This window comes from Streptomyces sp. B5E4 (assembly GCF_039871555.1).
In the GTDB taxonomy this organism is placed as follows: domain Bacteria; phylum Actinomycetota; class Actinomycetes; order Streptomycetales; family Streptomycetaceae; genus Streptomyces.
Genome location: NZ_JBDPMI010000024.1, coordinates 1 through 18,385 on the forward strand (window position 1 = coordinate 1; position 18,385 = coordinate 18,385).

Consider the following 18,385-nt stretch of genomic DNA (forward strand, 5'->3'; position numbering starts at 1 on the left):
GAACGGCACCCCGGCCCTCAGTCCTTCCTGCTACGGGCCGCTGTTCTCCGTACGGCTAGGGCAGTTCGTCGACGTGCGGCCCGACCGTGCCCGACCAGGCGTTGCCGTTGGCGGCGTCCCAGTTGGTCGACCAGGTCATCGCGCCGCGCAGGCCCGGGTACGTCTTCTCCGGCGTGAACGAGCCGCAGCCGGTGCCCCGCGTCAGGCAGTCGAGCGCGTCGGTCACCACGCCCGGCTCCACATGCCCGCCGCCCGCCGCCCGCGGCGAGGCGGGCGTGCCGAGGCCGACCTGCGAGGGGTCGAGCCCGTTCTCAAGCTGGATGCAGGCCAGGGCGGTGAGGAAGTCGACCGTGCCCTGGGAGTAGACCTGCCCGTCGCAGCCCAGCATGGAACCGCTGTTGTAGTACTGCATGTTGACGACGGTGAGGAAGTCCTTGATGTTCAGCGCCGTCTTGAAGTACTCGTTGTCCGGCGACTGCATGTCGATGGTCTGCGGCGCCATCGTCACCACCAGGCCGTCGCCCGCGCCCGCGTGGATCGCCTCCAGGGCCTGCGTCATGTACGTGGAGTTGAGCCCGTTCTCCAGGTCGATGTCGACGCCGTCGAACCCGTACTCCTCCATGAGCGCCAGGATGCTGGTGGCGAAGGCCTCCGCGGACGCCGCGTCGTTGACGGAGACCGCGCCGCGCTCGCCGCCGACCGAGATCACGACCGACCTGCCGCTCTCCTGCATGGCGGCGATGTCCGCCTTGAAGGCCTCCTCGGTGTAGTCGAGCGCGGGGTCGACGGCGAAGTCGACCTGGCCGGGCGCGCCGGTCGCGTCGGCGAAGGCGACGGCGATGATGTCGTACGCCTCGGGGACGTCGGCGAGGGTCTGGACGGTGGCGCCGTTGTCGAAGTTCTGCCAGTAGCCGGTGACGGCGTGCGCGGGAACCGCGGCGGCGCCGTGGGGCACCGGCTCGGGGTCGGCGGCGGCCTCGGTGACGGCCGCGGCGACGAGCGCGCCAGCGGTGAGCGACGCGGCGGCGAGGGCACCGACGAGGCGGTGACGTGTCCTCCGGAACTTGTGTGTACGTACGCGTGCCACAACTGCCTCCGGGTGGGGGGTGGTTACGTGGGGGGTACGGCCGGGCACGCGACCCGCCCGGGAAGGGCGGGACCGGGCCGCGCGCCCGGCCGGGATCAGCGGCGGTCAGCGGCGCCGGTCAGCAGCTGAGGTTGTCGCCGGGGGTCGTGCCGAGGATCTGCACGAACTGCGTGTACTTGTCGATCCGGCTCTGCACCTGGCCGGGGTTGCCGCCGTTGCACTCCAGCGACCCGTTGATGGCCCGGATGGTCTCGCCGAAACCGTGCCCGCCGACGATCGCGTCGTGCGCGGGCATCGACCCGGGCCCGGACTGCGTCATCCAGTACCAGATGCCGGTCTTCCACGCGACGGCGGCGTTCCGCTCCACCTGCCAGGGGTCGTTCAGCAAGTCGATGCCGAGGGCGTCGCCGGCGGCCTTGTAGTTGAAGTTCCAGCTGAGCTGGATGGGCCCGCGCCCGTAGTACGCGGCCTGCCCGGCGGGACAGCCGTAGGGCTGCGACGCGTCGCAGTAGTGCGGGTAGTTGTCCTGGTTCTGCTCGACGATGTGCACGAGCCCGCCGGTCTCATGGCTCACGTTCGCCAGGAAGGCGGCGGCCTCCCGCTTCTTGGTGGTCTCGTCGCCGGTGTCGGTGAACGCGGGGTACGCGCTGAGCGCGTCGGTCAGCCCCTGGTACGTGTAGAAGGCATTCCGACCAGGGAACATCTGGTTGAACTGCGCCTCGCTGACGATGAATTCCGCAGCCGCCGCTTTGTCCGCGCCTCCTTTGCCCGCCGTGCCGCCCTCGCCGCCTTCACCGGCCGACGCGGTCACGGGCACCACGACGGCCAGCGCCGCGGCCAGCGCCCCGATCGCGAGCAGGGCTTTGACCTTCGTTCCGAGTTTCCTCAGCACCTCATCACTCTCCTGGTGGGGGGTCACCGGCGCGAACGCCGGTGTGGGAGCTTGACGGGGCGCAGTCAATCACCTTGGTCTGCACCAAGACAAGGTGTAGACCAATGACTTCTGCTCAGGTCGACTTGTCGGCTTCCGCCCGCGCGCCGGCCGCCTCGTCGGCGGCCCCGGCCTGTTCGTAGGCGTCGGCGGCACGCAGCAGGGTGGCGCGTACGTCGGCGGGGGAGGCACCGGACTCGGCGAGGGTGACGGCGAGTTCACCGAGAGCCTGACCGGTGCGGAAGGCGTCGGCGGTTTCGGTGAACAGCCTGACGGCGCGTTCGGAGACGGCGATGGCTTCGTCGAACTTACGACGACCCCGAAGGCGGTGCCGAGGTTGTTCCAGGCGATGGCTTGGTGATGGGTGGCGCCGATCTCCTGGCATGAGTCGGGTGCGGTCTCGTGGGCGGTGATGGCTTCGTCGAAGCGCCGAACCTCCCGAAGAGCGGAGCCGGGATTGATCCACGCCCCGGCCTCGTTGTCCCTGTCACCGTTCGTCTGGCTGATGCCGAGGGCCAGCGACCGGATGGCGACCGGGTCTTGGAGCTGCCTGCGCCATGTCAGGTATCGACCGGGGGTGAAACCGGACCACCACGCCGCGCCCCGGCGCCGAGGAGCGAGCCGGGGCACACCCCGCACAACCTCGACCACGAACGAGAGATGTGGATCCGTCACGCGGCGGCCACTGTGGTGCAGAGTGCCGAGCCGGCCTTCTGCTGGACGCCGTACCCCGGGCACGGACCAGAGTACGAACTCCTCGGCGAGCCGAAACACGCTCTGGACCTGGGCTTGGTTCCCGTGGGCAGCTGCGATCGCGGCGGTTGGTTCTTCGCCGGCGCCTCCCGTGGCCGGCGCCGCTGGTGGTGTGCGGAGTGAACACCTGCGGTAACCGCGCCAAGGCGGCACGCTCCCGCTCCGCCCCCTGATCGGCGTTGTGGCCTCCCCCCACCCGCAGATGGCTCGATCTCACTCGGAACGCGCGCTCGGGCCGGGATCCGGATCGCCGTGGACGATCGAGTGGAACGACTGGCGCAGCAATGCCGTGATCCGCTCCGGCGGCGCGTCCCGCAGCCCGTCCAGGCCCAGCAGGTACCGCCCGATGACGGTCCCCAGTGTCAGCGCCCCGATCAGCCCGGTCCGCAGGTCCGCGTCCTGCCCCGGCAACGTCTCAGTAGCCTGGCGCTGCTCGGCGAGCATCGCCTCGCGCACCGCCTCGGCCGCCTCGGGATGGGTGAACATCGACCTGATGGCCGCCAGCGCTCCTGCCGGCTCCGCCGTGACCTTCTCACCCAGCGACGCCAGCAGCAGCTCAGCGACCTCCTCGGGGGTTCCGCCGACGCGCTCGTGCCGGTCGACCACGGCGATCCGGGCGAAGAGCTTCTCCTTCGACTCGAAGTACCTCATCACCAGGCCGGGATCGGTCTTCGCCGCGGCCGCGATCGCGCGGATCGTCGTGCGGTCGTAGCCGTTCTCGGCGAACAGCTTCCGCGCCGCCGCCAAGATCCGATCTTGGGTACGGCGACGCTGCTCGGCCCGGGGGACAGGTGCGGAAGCCATCGGTTCAGTCTACACATGTTGACTCGAAGGAGGGTCGACGTTAGCTTTCAGGCAACACCTGTTGACCGAAATCGAGGAAGTCATGTTCCAGACCATCGCGTTTGCCGCGCTTGTCGGCCTCACGGGCACCAACGCGCTCCCGCACCTGATCAAGGGCCTCGTCGGCGAGGAGTTCCCGAACCTGCTCGGCAATTCACCCCTGCGCAACGCGCTTGCCGGCCTGACCGGAATCCTGCTGACCGCCCTCTTCGCGCTCTGGGCCGAGATACCCAGCCACCCGTGGGCCGCCGCCCTGGCCATCGCCGCCGGCGCCTACGTCATGGCCGTCTTCCACGGCCTGCGCGGCGCGTTCCGGCTGAACGCCGCCGCCGGCCGCGCCAACCCGGCCACGCCGGCGATCCGGGACGTACGGGACGACTGATGCGGCCACCCGCCCGGCAGCCCGTGGAGACGGGCCACCCGACGCGTTGCCCGTCACCACCAGGCATCCCATCGGGGCCGGCCGGTCCAGACTGGCGGGCCGGGTCGCACCGCCGACCATGTCGACCACGACGTCGAACTCACCCACGTCGGCGACCTGATCGCGCAGGATCACCTCGTCGTAACCGAACACCAGCCGGCACCTGCACACGCCCGCGAGCCGTCAGGGCTCGCTTGAGCCGTGTGCTCGGACAACGGGCCCGCACGGTTCTGAGGGGGGACCGCCGCAGCAATGCGGCGGTCCTACCCGGCCAGGCCGTCGTCGTCAGGAGTCGCCGACCGACCCGTGCCGGTACTCCCGGGGCGTCACCCCGTACGCCGCGCGGAAGTTGCGGGTGAACGCGGCCGCGTGGGTGTAGCCCCAGCGGGCGGCGATCCGGTGCACCGGGACCGCTGCGAGGACGGGGTCCGCCAGGTCGCGGCGGGCGTGCTCCAGGCGCTGGCGGCGGATCCAGCCCGCGACCGTCTGGCGGCCCTCGGTGTGCGCGCGGAAGATCCGGTGCAGGTAGCTGACGGAGATGTGGTGGGCGTCCGCGACCCGCTGCGGGGTCAGCTCCGGGTCCGCGAGCTGGTGGCGCATGAAGTCCACCACCCGCACCAGCAGGGCGTGCTGGCGGTGCTCGGGGTCCAGCGCCGCCGTCGTCTTCGACTCCAGCTGGTGGGCCAGGTAGGCGTGGACCAGGTCCAGTACGGCGGCGCCCAGCCGGGTGGTGTCGGTGGGGCGGTAGGCGGTGGCGCTGTCCAGTACGTGGCTGACGACGCCGGTCAGGAGCGCGCCGGGGCCCTCGTCGCCGGGGAGGTTCTGCCCGATGAGCCGCCCGAGGCTCCTGGCCGGGAGCGTGAGGGTGTCCTTGGGGATGTCGATGGTCAGCGCGTGGAAGTGGCCGCGGGCGTCCGGGGCGCGCAGGCCGAGGGTGTTGAGCCGGGTCCCGTCGTGGAAGTACAGGGCGCCCGGCCGGGAGACGGTGGGCCGGCCCTCCCAGTCCGTGAGCAGCGCGCCCTGGACGGGCATCAGGATCTGGTAGCCCTCCTTGTTGGCGTCGGCGCTCTTGCGGTGGATGTCCACGGGCGAATACCTGCGGGACGCGACCCCCAGCCCGCCGAGGCCGATCTCCAGTTCCTCGGCGAGGAATCCGGAGTCGGCCCGGTCCGCCGCGTCCGCCTCCTCGACGCAGAATCCCTCCATCCGCCCGCACATGCGGTCCCGCCAGTGCGTGAACCGCTCGGCCGCCGGCACCCCGTCGTTGCGGAACTCGTCCCCGATCACGCTCCACCCCTTCTGCCCCCGAGGCAGGGCACCCGAGCCTAGGGCACGCGTTTACCCGCCATTTACCCGGGCCGGATCCTGAGACGCGCGCCGCGGCGCAGTGCACGCATCTTCAAGAAAGTGTCCTCAGAGCGTCAATGACCTTCCGCGCCCCGGGGTGGAATCGTGGGTGCGACACGAATCTGCGTGCGGGGCGCCGCTCGTGTCCTTTACGCATACCTCTCGTGCACCTACCTGCGGGAGACCGCGCGCGCCACCGCGCATTTCCGAAAGGCATCACCGAAGTGAACCGAACTCGGATGACCGTGCCGGCGCTGGTCTGCTTCGCCGCGCTCGCCCTTGCGGGCTGCTCGGACGACGACTCCGACTCCTCCGCGGCGGATCCGGAGTCCGGGACTTCCGAGGAGGCCGCGCCCGAGCCGGAGTCGGAGCCGGAGGCCGCGGAGGAGGAGAGCCCGGCCGCCGCGCCGAAGGAGGTCGAGGTGACGCCGCCGGGGACGAAGCTGAAGATCGGCGAGCAGGCGGTGGTCCCCTACGACAGGGCGGGCGCCACCGGCCACATCGGGATCACCGTCACCGGGGTGTCGGACGTGGACAAGGCGGCCTTCGACGCCGCGCTCGGGGAGAACGGCGACGCGGACATCACGCCGTTCTGCGTCGAGTACACGATCGAGAACGCGGACGGCAGCGACCTCGGCGGCTCGTACCCGCCGGACCTCGTCGGCACCACCGCGGACGGCGGCGAGACGGGGGCCACGGTCTTCGGCGCGGACGTCGAGGGCTGCGCGGAGGGCGTGGCGCCCGACGAGTTCGCCGAGGCGGGCGCCTCGTACGAGACGAAGCGGCTGCAGGGCGCCGGGCCCGGCGCCGCCGTCGCCGGCGCCTCGTACGAGGAGGACGACTACGAGGACAAGCCGATCGTCTGGACCCCGTAGCCGGCGCCGGCTCGCAGGTCGCTTCTCGCAGGCGCCACTTGAGCGGGCCGCTCCTGGCGGCCCGCTCCCCGCAGACGCCCGTGACCGCTGCCCCCGTATCGGGCACGGGCCGCCCGTGATCGGCACCCCCGTACCGGGAAACGGGCATGGGGCCCGGCGATGCCCACCAGCCTCGCCGGGCCCCTCCACCGCGTACCGCCGCTACTCGGTCGCGATGGCGTTCAGCACGTTCATCCGGCCCGCCCGGAACGCCGGGACCAGCGCCGCGAACAACCCGACGACCGCCGAACCCGCCTTCCGACTGGGCGCGCGTCATGCTTCAACGGCGCCGCAAAACCGTCGTGGCCTGCGACGTATGCCACGACCGCATCCACTCGGAACGGCCGGCCAGACCACTCACGCAGTAGTCACGGGAGAGCCGGATGACAGGGAAACCGTCATGTCCGGTTCGGCGGGAGGCCGCGCGGAACAGGACTCGCCTCTCGGCGAGCACCTCGCCGCGCGGCCGGCCCAACCGCCTGGCCCCATCAGTTCAAACGACTCCGCATCCGTGACGAGCGCAGAGCGGACCTCCACCCAGCACTGCTGGAACTGGCCTGCAGCATGATCTGTCTTCGCCGCCTCCGCGGACCCCCTCAGAAGGATCGGTACCCGTAGGAAGACGCAGATAGGGTGGCCTGATATGGAGACGGGGGCAGGGAACGAGATGGTCGCGGTCCCACCCGGGCGCGTGACGCTGTCGGACCGGCGGACGCAGCGCAGTTGGCCGGTCGAGGTCGCGCCGTTCCACATGGCGGCGTTCCCGGTCACGCAGTTGCTGTACGCACAGGTCACCGGTCAGCGGCCGAGTACCGCTCGGGGCGACCGGCTGCCCGTTGAGGGCGTTTCGTGGTGGGACGCGGTCCGGTTCTGTAATGCGTTGTCCCAGCGTGAAGGGCTGCCGCCCACTTATCAGCTCCATGCCACCGCGGAGACGGTCGAATGGGACACCCGCGCGGACGGGTACCGGTTGCCGACCGAGGCCGAATGGGAGCACGCCTGTCGTGCGGGCACTACCGGCCCGCGGTACGGCCAACTCGACGAAGTCGCCTGGTACCGGGGCAACTCGGATGGGCAAATCCACGCTGTGGGCGGCAAACGACCCAATGCCTGGGGCCTGTACGACATGCTGGGCAACGTGTGGGACTGGTGCTGGGATGTCTACGACGCCGAGGTGTATGGCACCTATCGGGTGCTCCGCGGCGGTGGATGGGCCGACGAGCAGTGGAGTTGCCGGGCCTCGGTACGTCGGCGAAGCCACCCGACCTTCCGGATCGACGACGTGGGATTCCGCATCGTGCGTTCACCGCTCGTTCTGCCGTGACAGCCCATTCCGAAACGGTTGTTCATGGGATGACCAGACCGGTGCCCTGATGGCCGCCGTCCGCGTCGGTCGCCCTGACCAGGGCAAACGCCCAAGTCGGGGCCGTGAAGACAGACGAGTCGGCCTGTAGCCTGGGCTCCCCCACCCGACTCGCGCCGCCGGCGGAAGCCGCAGGCCGCGGGCAGCGACGTGAGCCACAGCGCATGAATCCGGTGGGTGTGGCTTTCTCCCGCGGGGCACGGCCGAGTGTCAGTGCCGCTCGGGGACAACGGCGACGGGGCACGTGGCGTGGTGCAGGAGCGCGTGCGTGACGCGCCCCAACTGCAGTCCGGCGCGGCCTCGCCGGCGCGGGGCGCCGAGCACGACCAGCCCGGCTTCCGCGGAGGCACCCATGAGGACGTGATGGGCCGGGCCTTCGGCGACGCGGTGCCGTACTTCGACGCCGGGGTGAGCGCGGTGCGGCTCATGCAGCACATTGGTGAGGACCGTTGCGGCCTTCTCCTCGTGGAGCGCCACCGAGCCGTGTCCGAGATGGCCCTGCGTCTCGTAGACGGGGCATCGCCATGCCCGTACGGCGAGCAGCGGGCTGTGCCGTGCGGCCGCCTCACGGAAGGCGAACTCGGTGGCTGCCTGGCCTTCGGCCAGTTCGCTCACTCCCAGGACTACGGGACGGGAGCTGTCGTCCCACGTCTTCTCGTCGCCGTGTACCACGATGACCGGGCAGGTGGCTCGGGCGGCCACCGCGAGACTCACCGAGCCGAGCAGCAAAGACGCGATGCCGCCCCGGCCGCGGGAGCCGGTGACCACGGCGAACGCCTCATGGCTCTCCTCCTGGAGGGCAGTCGCCGGCTCGTCGGCCAGGACCCGGCCAGTCACCTTCAGATCCGGCTGACGCCTCCCGGCCCGCTCGGCCCCGGAGGCGGCGATGGTCTCGGCGAGCACTTCCAGCGGTGGGCGCTTGTCCTCCCTGATGTCGGGGACCACCGATTCGTACCTCTCCCAGAGAGAGGCGAAAACGACCCTCAGCGGTACGCCGTGCCGGGCTGCCTCGTCGGCCGCCAGGTCGATGGCCTGCAGGCTGGGAGTGGAGCCGTCGGTACCCACGACCACGGGGTGTTCCATCACGCTCACGTCCTTTCGTCGAGGTCGCCTCCCCGGCTGCAAAAGGCGCCATCGCGGTCCTCCTCAAGGATCCTTCGCCGAGGACCGCCCGGTGCAGGGGCCACTCGTCCCGGAAGCGGGCCGGAGGGCCCGGGCCGGGGCCAGTGGTCCGTCCCGCAGGGGTGAGGCCTGCAGGAGGAGCGACCGCGGGGGACCCGGCCGGTCGGTTCTGATCTGTTCGCCGTACGGGTGATACTCCGGCGCGCACGAGCAGGTCTCCCTGCCGGCGTGGTAGTTCGACCTTGCTCATCCGGCGCGCGGCCCGTGCCCTGTTCCGGCCCCGGGAGGATCGTCATGAACCATTCGCCGTATCTGGTCAGCGACGTCATGACGCACACGGTCGTCGCGGTCGGGCCGGAGGCTTCCTTTGGACGACCACGACGTGGTGCGGCGCGGGCTGCGGGACCTGCTGGAGGACGAGCCCGACATCCGGGTCGCGGGAGAGGCGGCGACGGCCGAGGAGGCCGTGGCCCGCGGCCCCGCGCTCCGGCCCGACGTCGCGGTCCTCGACATCAGGCTCCCCTTCCGGCCGTGTACGGCACCCAGACCGGTGACCGGACCGGAGCCGCGCCCGCCGCCCGGTCATCGACGGGTGAGGGGCACCGACCGCGTCACGCACGTGCCGCCCTCACGCGGAGCCGCGACCGAGAGCCGTCGCCGAGCTTTCCGCGCGATCGGCGAGTTCGCGAGGCCGCTGCGACGGCCGCCGCGCGGTATCCCTCCGTGGCGCCTGACTCCACGCCCGCTGATCACGTCGACGACAGAGCGGGCCTGCTTCCGGAGCGCGGTGACGTTGCGCGGAGCACTGGATGCGTTGCGCAGTGTCACCGGACGCTGCACGCGGCAAGGGTGGTGCCCGAAGGTCCCTGCGGTGAACCCGTACGGCTCTCGTGTGCCGTATTGCCGCAGCGGCAGTCTGCAAGAGCGGCGTCCCGGATGCCGCGAAGCTCTTCCGCGACCGGGCACTACTTGTCACCACGTCGCCCGGTCCACTCCCCGGGGAGGCAGCGATGACAACGCCGCACGTGGTAGTAGGTGTGGACGGGTCGGATCCGAGTATGGCGGCCGTTCGGTGGGCAGCGGCGGAAGCGGCCTCGCGTCGGACTTCTCTGCGCATCGTCCACGCCGAGGCAGTGACGAGGGACCAGCCGGGCAGCCCCGGCGGCTCTCTGCACGAGGAGTGGGTCCGGGGCCGGATCGCCACCGCATGCCGGGAGACGGCGGAACGGTACCCGGAAGTAGAGATCAGCGGGGGCGCGACAGCGGAACCGGCGGTGAAGGCACTTCTCGACGCATCGCAGGAGGGAGAACTACTCGTCCTGGGGTCGCGGGGCATCGGTGTGGCTACGGGCTTCTTCACCGGAAGTGTGGCGTTGCCGGTGATCGCGCACGCCACCGGGCCCACCGTCCTGGTCCGGCAGGACTGGCAGCCGGGCACCGGGGAACGGGACCTCCCCGTGGTGGTGGGCGTGGATCTCCAGCACCGCTTCGAACCGGTGCTGGAGTTCGCTTTCGATGCCGCCCGCCGGGCGCATCGTACGCTCCGCGTCGTCCACATGTGGCAGCGCTCGTCCATCTACGCCTACCCGTCGGCACTGCCGAACCCGCAGGTCGGGACCGACTTGCGGGCGACCACACGGAAGAAGTTCGACTCCGCCCTCGACACGTTCCGGACCGGTTATCCGGACGTGGAGGTGGAGCGTGCGCTGCTGGAGGGTGAGGTGGCACCACGCTTGCTGGAGCAGGGCGCCGACGCCCATCTGCTCGTCGTAGGGCGCCGCACGCACAAGCGCCTGCGGTTCCCCACGCTGATCGGCCCGGTGACGCACGCCCTGATGCACCACGCCACCGCGCCCGTCGCCGTCGTCCCGCATGAATGACCGCCCGAGCGTGCTTTCGCCCTTGAGCACCGGCCACGTCGCGGTGAGCGCCTCCGGAAGTCGCCGGACCCGGGAACGGCGCCGTGCGTGGCGACGCAGCCGGTGCGCATGTCGCACAGCGCCTCGCGTAGCCGTTCCTGCCGCGGGTCCTGGCCCACGTACGACCGGGTCCGGTCGCCGCTCATGGGTCGACCAGCCCCACCGGATCACGAACCACCAGAAGCGCGCCGCACCGCTTCAGATCCGCGGCCCTCGCCCCGGTACCGTGCGGTCCATCCCCACCCATCATGGCGGAGCCACCGGCCGGCGAGGGTGTCCCTGACGAGCGCGGACCCGCACGGCTCAGTCCGCAGCCGACGGGCGGCCTCAAGGAAAGAGATCAGGCGCGGGCTTGCCCCTCGTGCCGGGACGGCCTCTGTCCTCGCGGCCCGGCCACCTGCCAATTCCCTATGCCTCGATTGCGCGGTTTTGCGGCTGACTTCAGGATGAGGGCATGAATCCCACGGGCCCAGGAGACCGCTTCGACGCCTTTCGCGCGCTGGCCGACCGGTGCGGGCGGCCGGGCCGACGGCTGCTGGAGTCCCTGGCCGTGAGCAGGGCGGGTACGGGAGAAGACCCCGGAGCCTGGGCTCCGGCTGTCGTCGCGGATATGGGCCTGCCCGCTGCCGCCGGGCTCGGACCGGCGACCTACTACGAGGATCTCGCTACACCGCACGGCCGCCGTCACGTACGCGTCTGTACGGCGACGGCATGCTTCGCCGCGCGAGCCGGACGTCATCTCGGCGAGACGGAGCAGGCGCTGGGAGTCCGGGCAGGTACGGCCTCATCGGACGGGGAGACATCGCTGCAATCCGTCCGCTGTCTGGGGTATTGCTATGCGGGTCCCGCCGCGCTCGACGGCGACACACCCTGCACCGGCCCGACGCTCGCCCGTCAGCTCGCGGGACGCGAGCCGGCCCGGGTGCCCGGGATCCCGGCAGCCGACGACACCGGCGACCCCGTCCTGCTGGGAGGCGCGGTGGCCGGCGAGCCGTCGTGGCGGGTGTGGCCGCGGATCGTCACCACCGGTGCCGCCGATGAGGTCCGGGCTCAGGTGGCCCTGTCCGGGCTGCGGGGACGCGGGGGCGCCGGGTTCCGGGTGGCCGCGAAGTGGGAGGCGGCCGGGCAGGCCCCCGGCACTGTGGTGGTGGCCAACGGGGACGAGGGCGATCCCGGCTCGTACGCCGATCGGCTGCTGCTGGAGGCGGACCCGGAGCGGGTGCTGGAGGGCCTGGCGCTGGCCTGCTTCGCTTGCGGGGCCGAGCAGGGGGTCGTGCTGGTGCGCTCGGAGTATCCGCACGCGCTGGCACGGATGCGGGAGGCGGTTGAGCAAGGTTACGCCGACGGGCACTTCGGGCCGTCGGTGCATGGGACGGGCGTCACCCTGCACGTGGCGGTGGCGGAGGGCGCCGGGTCGTATGTCGCGGGTGAGGAGACGGCTCTGATCGCGAGTCTGGAAGGGGACCGTGGCTGTGCCCGGCCGCGTCCGCCGTATCCGACCCAGCGCGGCTTGTGGGACGCGCCGACGGTGGTGAACAACGTGGAGACCCTGGCCTCCGTCCCGTGGATCGTCGCCCGCGGCGGAGAGGCATACGCCCGCCGGGGGGTTCCGGGCGAGAGCGGGACGAAGCTGGTGTGCCTGTCGGAGCGGTTCGTCCGGCCGGGCGCGTACGAGGTCGAACTCGGTACGCCGCTGCTGCGGATCGTCACCGAACTGGGCGGTGGCCTCAAGGGCGGCGGCGAACCGGCCGCAGTGCAGGTCGGCGGGCCGCTGGGCGGGTTTCTCGGACCGGACGACCTGGACGTGCCCCTGACCACAGCCGGCCTCGCGGCCCGCGGTGCCGCGCTCGGCCATGCCGGGCTTGTCGCCTTCGACCAGCAGGTGGCCCCGGAAGAAGTGCTGCGGCACGTCTGGCGGTTCGCGGCGGCAGAGAGCTGCGGTGCCTGCTCTCCCTGCCGCGTGGGCGCACCCCGGGGGCTGGAGCTGGCCTCCACGGGCAACGCTCCCGGACGGGAATGGGAAGAGCTCGGACGGGTACTGGCCGAGGCGAGCCTGTGCGCCTTCGGCCGGCGGATCCCGCCCGCGGTGCACAGCCTCGCCCGCGTCTACGGCGAGCGCCTGGCGGGGTGGGTGCCGTGAGTGCGACCGGGCGGCTCGATGTCGGCATCGATGGAGTCAGCGTCGCGGTGGAGGAGGGAGCGTCCCTGCTCACGGCGGTGCGAGCGGCCGGAGCTGAGCTGCCCTCGCTCTGTCACGACGACCGGCTCAGCCCGGCCGGCTCGTGCCGTACGTGTCTCGTGAGGGCCGGCGGGCGGATCGTGGCGGCCTGCGTGACCCCGGCCGCACCGGGCGTACGCGTCGAAACCGACGCCGTAGACCTCCGGCGGCTGCGCCGGGACGCCGTGGCCCTCATCGCCTCCGCCCTGCCGCCTCGCGCGCTGGCGGACGGCAACCCCAGCGAACTGGCGCACGTCTGCCGGTCGATGGGCCTCGGCCCCGAGACAGCCCGGGGCACCGGGGGCCGGGGCGCGGACGTCTCGCACCCGTTCGTCCACCTGGACCGGGATCTGTGCATCGCCTGCGGGCGCTGCGTACAGATGTGCGCCGAGGTCCAGGGCACTTTCGCCCTCACCCTGACCGGCCGCGGTACCGACACCGTGGTCGCTCCCGGCACCGGTGGCTCCTGGGCCGAGTCGGACTGCGTGGCGTGCGGTGGCTGCGTCGACTCCTGCCCCACCGGTGCGATCACCCAGCCCGGCCCCGGGCGCGGACTCACCTCCGCCCACCGGCCGGGCGCGACCCGTACGACGTGCGGATACTGCGGCGTCGGCTGCTCCCTGGACGTCGTCACCTCCGACGGCGAGGTCGCGGCGGTCCTGCCCGCCCCGGACGGCCCGGTCAACCAGGGGCACGCCTGCGTCAAGGGCCGCTTCGCCCACGGCTACCTCACCTCCCCCGAACGGCTGACCCGGCCGCTGCTCCGCCGCGACGGCCGCCTGGAGCCCGCCGGCTGGGACGAGGCGCTCGACCGGATCGCCCGGGAGATGCGCGCGGCCGTCGCCGCGGGCGGCTCGGACGCGGTGGCGGCGATCTCCTCGGCCCGCGCCACGAACGAGGAGAACTATCTCGTACAGAAGTTCATGCGGGCCGTGATCGGCACCAACAACGTCGACAACTGCTCACGCCTGTGCCACTCCCCGTCCGCTGCCGGCCTGACCGCGTCCTTCGGCCTGCCCGGCGGCACCGACTCCTTCGATGACGTGAGGAGATCCGACTGCCTGCTGGTCGTCGGTGCCAACCCCGTGGAAGCCCACCCGGTGGTCGGGGCACGGTTGCTGCGGCGGGTGCTTCGCGGCGCCGGGCTGGTCGTCGCCGACCCCCGCGCGGTCGGCCTCGCTCTGCACGCGGACGTCCACCTCCGGCCCCGGCCCGGCACCAACGTCGCGCTCTTCCACGGGCTCGCCCACGTGCTGCTCGACGAAGGGTTGGCCGATGAGGAGTTCCTGCACGAGCGGGCCGCGGGGCTTCCGGAACTCACCGCACTGCTGGAGGACTACCCGCCCGACCGGGTCGAGGACATCACCGGGGTGCCCGCGGACGACCTGGTCGCCGCTGCCCGGCTGTACGGCCGCGCTCGTCGGCCCGCGATCGTCTACGGCCTGGGGGTCACCGAGCACCTGCACGGCACCGACGGGGTGCGGTCCCTGGCCAACCTGGCGATCCTGCGCGGCGCCGTCGGCACCGACCGGGGATACGGGGTCAACCCGCTGCGTGGCCAGAACAATGTCCAGGGCGCCTCCGACATGGGCGCGCTGCCCGACCTCCTGCCCGGCTACGGCAAGGTCGTCGACCCGGCCGCACGGGCCCGGGTCGAGGCGGTCTGGGGCGTACGGGTTCCGGAGCGCCCCGGTCTGAGGATTCCGGACATGTTCGCCGCCGCCCGGGCTGGGACGCTGCGGGCGCTGTGGATCATCGGCGAGGACGTCTGCGCCACCGACCCCGACGCCGACCAGGTGGCCCGCGCTCTGGATGCGTGCCCGCTGGTGGTGTGCAACGAGCTGTTCCTGTCGGAGACCGCCCGCCGCGCCGACGTCGTGCTCCCCGTGGCGTCATGGCTGGAGAAGGACGGCACCTTCGTCAACTTCGACCGCCGCTTCCAGCGGGTCCGCTCCGCCGTGGCCCCGCCGGGCGGAGCACGTAGCGATTACGACGTCGTACGCGCCCTCGCCTCGGCCATGGGCGTCGACCTGGGCTGCCCCACTCCGGCGGACGCGCTGGCCGAGTGCGGACGGGTCGCGCCCGCCTTCGCCGGCCTCTCCCACGACCGGCTGGATCGGGAAGGCGCCGTCCCGTGGCCCTGCCCCGACCCCGGCCGCCCGGGTGAAGCCACGCTCTACACGAAGGAGTTCGCCACGCCCGACGGGCGGGCACACCTCGCTGCGGCACCGTACCTCCCCCCCGGTGAACAGCCCGACGACGACTACCCGCTGCTCCTTGTCACCGGGCGGCGCTGGGCGCACTACAACTCCGGCAGCATGACCCGCCGCGGCGGCAACCTCGCACTCGACCCGGTCGACGTCCTCGACCTGCACCCGGCGGACGCCGCCCGGTTCCGGGTCCCGGACGGCGCCGGCGTTACCGTGGAAAGCCGGCACGGCGAGGCCCGGCTCGTCGCCCGGGTCGGCGAGCGGACAGCGCCCGGCCAGGTCTTCTGCTCCTTCCACTTCCCCGCGAGCGGGGTCAACCGCCTGACCTCCGCCCACGCCGACGTCGTCACGTCCTGCCCCGAGTACAAGGTCACCGCGGTACGCGTCACGGCCCGATGAGGCCGCCGTCTCCCCGCGTCAACGCCGTTCTGCTCCGGGCGGCCCTCCGCGCGGTGGCCGTTCCGGTTTGAGCCGGGCCTGGAGACGCATGACGACGTGACCCAGGCCGGACACCGCGCAGACGATCACCAGGTCGGTGAGGGGGAGGGGCTCGGTGCCCAGCAGCTCCCGCAGGAGCGGCAGGTACACGCCCGCGACCTGGAGACAAAGCGCCGTGCCCACGGCGACCAGGAGGAACGGGTTGGCCGCGCTGCCCGGACGGGCCCGCGAGCCGAGCGCCACGCCGAGCTGCGTGGCGCCGAGGATCAGGAACATCATGGACTGCCAGGGCCGGCCGGTCTCCCGGGCCCAGACTCCGACCACGAGGGTCACCACGGCGATGAAGGCACCCATGAGGAGGATGCGGGGCCACAGACCGGCTCCCAGCACGCTCTCCTCGGGAGGGCGCGGGCGGTGGCGCATCGCGCCCGGCTCGACGGGTTCGGCGCCCAGGGCGACGCCGGGCAGGCCGTGGGTGAGCAGGTTGATCCACAGGATCTGCGCGGGCAGCAGTGGCAGCGGCATCCCCAGGAACGGGCCGAGGAGCATGACGAGGATCTCCGCGGTGCCGCCGGCGAGTCCGTAGAGCAGGAAGCGGCGCACGTTCGCGTAGATGCGGCGCCCTTCCTCGACCGCGGCCACGATGGTGGCGGGGTCGTCGTCGGCGAGCACGAGATCGGCCGCCTGCCGGGCCACCTCGGTGCCGCGCCCGCCCATGGCGACGCCGATGTCGGCGTGGCGCAGGGCGGGGCCGTCGTTGACGCCGTCGCCCGTCATCGCCACCACGTGCCCGGCCCCGCGCCACGCCTGGACGATGTCCAGCTTCTGCTCGGGACTGGTCCGGGCAAGGACGCGTACCCCCGCCAGGTCGCCCGCCGTGCCCTTGCGGATCCGGTCGCCCGTGGTGACGTCCTCGTCCCGGGAGGCGATGCCGAGCCGTTCGGCCACGGCGCGCGCGGTCAGCGGGTGGTCGCCGGTGATCAGTACCGGGATGATGCCGGCCCGCTTGCAGTCCGCGATCATCGGCGCCGCCCCGCTGCCGGGCGGGTCCATGATGCCCACGAGGCCGCGCAACGAAAGGCCCGACTCCCGTACCGCGGGCCGCCGCGCCGCCTCCTCGCCGAGGTCGGCCGAGGCGACGGCGAGCACGCGGTACCCACGGCGGGCCAGCACCTCCGCTTGCGCAGCCGCCCTGGCCACGGCCTCGGGGCCGTCGCGCAGGATCCCCGGCCGGAGCACGGACTCGGGCGCTCCCTTGCAGGCGACCCGCAAGCCGCCGTCCGGCCGTCGGTGCACGGTGGTCATGCGCTTACGGTCGCTGTCGAACGGGACCTCCGCCACGCGCGGCAGTTCGCGGGCCTGCGCCGCGCGGTCGAGCCCGAGGCGCGCTCCGGCCACGAGCAGGGCCGCCTCCATGGGATCGCCGAGCGCACTCCACTCCGAGGAGCCGTCGGAAGGAGGCGCCAGCGCCGCGTCGTTGCACAGCATCGCGGCACCGAGCAGTTCCGCCAGGTCGGGTGCGGCCTCCGGGGTCGCCGTCGCCCCGGCACGCACCACCCGGCCCCCGGGGTCGTAGCCGGTGCCCTCGACCGTGGCCTCGCCGCGCGGCGTCCACAGCTGCTCGGCCGCCATCCGGCCCTCGGTCAGCGTGCCGGTCTTGTCGGTGGCGATCACGGTGACGGAGCCCAGGGTTTCCACCGCGGGCAGCCGGCGGACGATGGCGTGCCGTTCCGCCATCCGCCGTGCTCCCAGAGCGAGGGAGAGCGTCACGACGGCGGGCAGGGACTCCGGCACGGCGGCGACGGCGAGGCTGATCGCCGCTACGATCATCAGCTCCACGGGCTGCCCCTGAACCAGCCCGAGTGCGAGGACCGCCGCACACAACGCCACGATGACGGCCGCCAGGGTCCGGCCGAACCTCGCCAGGCGGCGTTGCAGGGGGGTCAGTCCGGGTGCGGTGCCCATCAGGGAGGCGATCCGGCCGAGCGCGCTGTCGGCCCCGGTGGCGGTGACCACGGCCCGGCCGCGACCGCGGACGACGACCGTCCCCGCCGACACCCGGCCGCGGGCCGGGTCCCCGTCGGATGCCTTCTCCACCGCTACGGATTCGCCCGTCAGCGAGGACTCGTCCACCAGCAGCCGTACCGCGACGACCAGGTCCGCGTCCGCCGGGACGATGTCTCCCTCGGCCAGCAGGACCAGGTCGCCCGGCACCACCTCCGCGGCCGGCACGGAGCGTTCGGTGCCGTCCCGTACCACCCTGGCGGCCGGGGCGCTCATGGCGGACAAGGCCATGACCGCCTGTTCCGCCCGGACCTCCTGTGCGACACCGACCACGGTGTTCACGGTGATCACGAAGAGGATCACGGTCGCGTCCGAGAGATCGCCGGTGGCCAGCGTCAAGGCGGCGGCCACGAGCAGCACGAGGATCAGCGGGTCGCACAACTGGTGCAGCACCCGCCGGACCACAGGCGTCCGCGGCTCCGCGGGGATCTCGTTGGGCCCGTGGCGGGCAAGCCGCCGCGCCGCCTCGTCCGGCGAGAGCCCCGGGGCCGGAGCGGGGCGCGGGTCCGGATCGGCGCCGGCCGCGACCCGCCGGCCGGGTCGGTCGGGACGTGCACCCGCACCGGTGTCGTGCCCGGACGGCTGTGCGTCGGGTGCCATCCGCCACTCCCGTCAGCTTCCCGGCCGCCCCGCCCGGCGACGTCTCGCCCGCTTTCTCAGCGTGCACCCGCACTCCCTGTCGCGCACGGCTGTGCCGCGGTCGGCAGTCGTGATCGCCCTGCCGGTCGGTTCGCGTGATGGGCATCTTCTCCTTA

At 72.4% G+C, this 18,385-nt stretch carries 14 protein-coding genes and 1 pseudogene; 8 read left to right on the plus strand and 7 right to left on the minus strand.

The window, feature by feature from the left end; translation table 11 throughout:
• Window positions 1-55 precede the first annotated feature (55 nt).
• The 4 genes from ABGA99_RS26095 to ABGA99_RS26110 form a co-directional block, all read right to left on the minus strand.
• The gene (locus ABGA99_RS26095) at window positions 56-1,087 is read right to left on the minus strand and encodes a chitinase (protein ID WP_347583535.1); all 1,032 of its coding nucleotides are present in this window, start codon (window positions 1,085-1,087) and stop codon (window positions 56-58) included.
• 118 nt (window positions 1,088-1,205) lie between these two features.
• Window positions 1,206-1,979: a chitinase gene (locus tag ABGA99_RS26100; RefSeq protein WP_347579479.1), complete on the minus strand. Its 774-nt coding sequence runs from the start codon at window positions 1,977-1,979 to the stop codon at window positions 1,206-1,208.
• Window positions 1,980-2,094: 115 nt separating this feature from the next.
• Window positions 2,095-2,403, minus strand: coding sequence for a hypothetical protein (locus tag ABGA99_RS26105; RefSeq protein ID WP_347583536.1), 309 nt, complete (start codon window positions 2,401-2,403; stop codon window positions 2,095-2,097).
• Window positions 2,404-2,984: 581 nt separating this feature from the next.
• Entirely contained in the window at window positions 2,985-3,575 is a 591-nt protein-coding gene (locus ABGA99_RS26110; protein WP_347583537.1) for a TetR family transcriptional regulator, read from the minus strand.
• Between the two features lie 82 nt (window positions 3,576-3,657).
• On the opposite strand from ABGA99_RS26110, the gene ABGA99_RS26115 reads away from it, so the two are divergent.
• A complete protein-coding gene (locus ABGA99_RS26115; RefSeq protein WP_347579476.1) occupies window positions 3,658-3,996 on the plus strand; it encodes a hypothetical protein in 339 nt (112 codons plus the stop codon).
• 324 nt (window positions 3,997-4,320) lie between these two features.
• Here the strand turns inward: ABGA99_RS26115 and ABGA99_RS26120 are convergent, their stop codons facing one another.
• The gene (locus tag ABGA99_RS26120) at window positions 4,321-5,322 is read right to left on the minus strand and encodes a helix-turn-helix transcriptional regulator (protein ID WP_347583538.1); all 1,002 of its coding nucleotides are present in this window, start codon (window positions 5,320-5,322) and stop codon (window positions 4,321-4,323) included.
• Window positions 5,323-5,621: 299 nt separating this feature from the next.
• Here ABGA99_RS26120 and ABGA99_RS26125 point away from each other — a divergent pair, with 299 nt between their 5' ends.
• From ABGA99_RS26125 to ABGA99_RS26135, 3 genes are all read left to right on the plus strand, one after another.
• Window positions 5,622-6,257: a hypothetical protein gene (locus ABGA99_RS26125; RefSeq protein ID WP_347583539.1), complete on the plus strand. Its 636-nt coding sequence runs from the start codon at window positions 5,622-5,624 to the stop codon at window positions 6,255-6,257.
• A 146-nt stretch (window positions 6,258-6,403) separates the two neighbouring features.
• On the plus strand, window positions 6,404-6,664 hold the full coding sequence (locus ABGA99_RS26130) for a hypothetical protein (RefSeq protein WP_347583540.1): 261 nt from the start codon (window positions 6,404-6,406) through the stop codon (window positions 6,662-6,664).
• A gap of 275 nt (window positions 6,665-6,939) precedes the next feature.
• A complete protein-coding gene (locus tag ABGA99_RS26135; protein ID WP_347579472.1) occupies window positions 6,940-7,620 on the plus strand; it encodes a formylglycine-generating enzyme family protein in 681 nt (226 codons plus the stop codon).
• A gap of 249 nt (window positions 7,621-7,869) precedes the next feature.
• Here ABGA99_RS26135 and ABGA99_RS26140 read toward each other — a convergent pair whose 3' ends face one another.
• Window positions 7,870-8,742: a universal stress protein gene (locus tag ABGA99_RS26140; protein WP_347583541.1), complete on the minus strand. Its 873-nt coding sequence runs from the start codon at window positions 8,740-8,742 to the stop codon at window positions 7,870-7,872.
• A gap of 406 nt (window positions 8,743-9,148) precedes the next feature.
• On the opposite strand from ABGA99_RS26140, the pseudogene ABGA99_RS26145 reads away from it, so the two are divergent.
• The 4 genes and pseudogenes from ABGA99_RS26145 to fdhF form a co-directional block, all read left to right on the plus strand.
• Window positions 9,149-9,304: pseudogene (locus ABGA99_RS26145) on the plus strand (response regulator); the annotation flags it as partial.
• Between the two features lie 487 nt (window positions 9,305-9,791).
• Window positions 9,792-10,661, plus strand: coding sequence for a universal stress protein (locus ABGA99_RS26150; RefSeq protein WP_347583542.1), 870 nt, complete (start codon window positions 9,792-9,794; stop codon window positions 10,659-10,661).
• Window positions 10,662-11,154: 493 nt separating this feature from the next.
• Entirely contained in the window at window positions 11,155-12,840 is a 1,686-nt protein-coding gene (locus tag ABGA99_RS26155) for an NAD(P)H-dependent oxidoreductase subunit E (protein ID WP_347583543.1), read from the plus strand.
• A complete protein-coding gene (gene fdhF / locus ABGA99_RS26160) occupies window positions 12,837-15,527 on the plus strand; it encodes a formate dehydrogenase subunit alpha (protein WP_347579468.1) in 2,691 nt (896 codons plus the stop codon). Before ABGA99_RS26155 ends, fdhF begins: the two co-directional genes overlap by 4 nt.
• A gap of 18 nt (window positions 15,528-15,545) precedes the next feature.
• On the opposite strand, the gene ABGA99_RS26165 is transcribed toward fdhF, so the two are convergent.
• On the minus strand, window positions 15,546-18,230 hold the full coding sequence (locus tag ABGA99_RS26165) for a cation-transporting P-type ATPase (RefSeq protein ID WP_347583544.1): 2,685 nt from the start codon (window positions 18,228-18,230) through the stop codon (window positions 15,546-15,548).
• Between the last annotated feature and the right edge of the window lie 155 nt (window positions 18,231-18,385).

Excerpts from the sequence above, each read along its gene's own strand:
- ABGA99_RS26105 (WP_347583536.1), bottom strand. The coding sequence starts at position 2,403 with ATGCCAGGAGATCGGCGCCACCCATCACCAAGCCATCGCCTGGAACAA.
- ABGA99_RS26110 (WP_347583537.1), bottom strand. The coding sequence starts at position 3,575 with ATGGCTTCCGCACCTGTCCCCCGGGCCGAGCAGCGTCGCCGTACCCAA.
- ABGA99_RS26115 (WP_347579476.1), top strand. The coding sequence starts at position 3,658 with ATGTTCCAGACCATCGCGTTTGCCGCGCTTGTCGGCCTCACGGGCACC.
- ABGA99_RS26125 (WP_347583539.1), top strand. The coding sequence starts at position 5,622 with ATGACCGTGCCGGCGCTGGTCTGCTTCGCCGCGCTCGCCCTTGCGGGC.
- ABGA99_RS26130 (WP_347583540.1), top strand. The coding sequence starts at position 6,404 with ATGGGGCCCGGCGATGCCCACCAGCCTCGCCGGGCCCCTCCACCGCGT.
- ABGA99_RS26135 (WP_347579472.1), top strand. The coding sequence starts at position 6,940 with ATGGAGACGGGGGCAGGGAACGAGATGGTCGCGGTCCCACCCGGGCGC.
- ABGA99_RS26140 (WP_347583541.1), bottom strand. The coding sequence starts at position 8,742 with ATGGAACACCCCGTGGTCGTGGGTACCGACGGCTCCACTCCCAGCCTG.
- ABGA99_RS26150 (WP_347583542.1), top strand. The coding sequence starts at position 9,792 with ATGACAACGCCGCACGTGGTAGTAGGTGTGGACGGGTCGGATCCGAGT.
- ABGA99_RS26155 (WP_347583543.1), top strand. The coding sequence starts at position 11,155 with ATGAATCCCACGGGCCCAGGAGACCGCTTCGACGCCTTTCGCGCGCTG.
- ABGA99_RS26165 (WP_347583544.1), bottom strand. The coding sequence starts at position 18,230 with ATGGCACCCGACGCACAGCCGTCCGGGCACGACACCGGTGCGGGTGCA.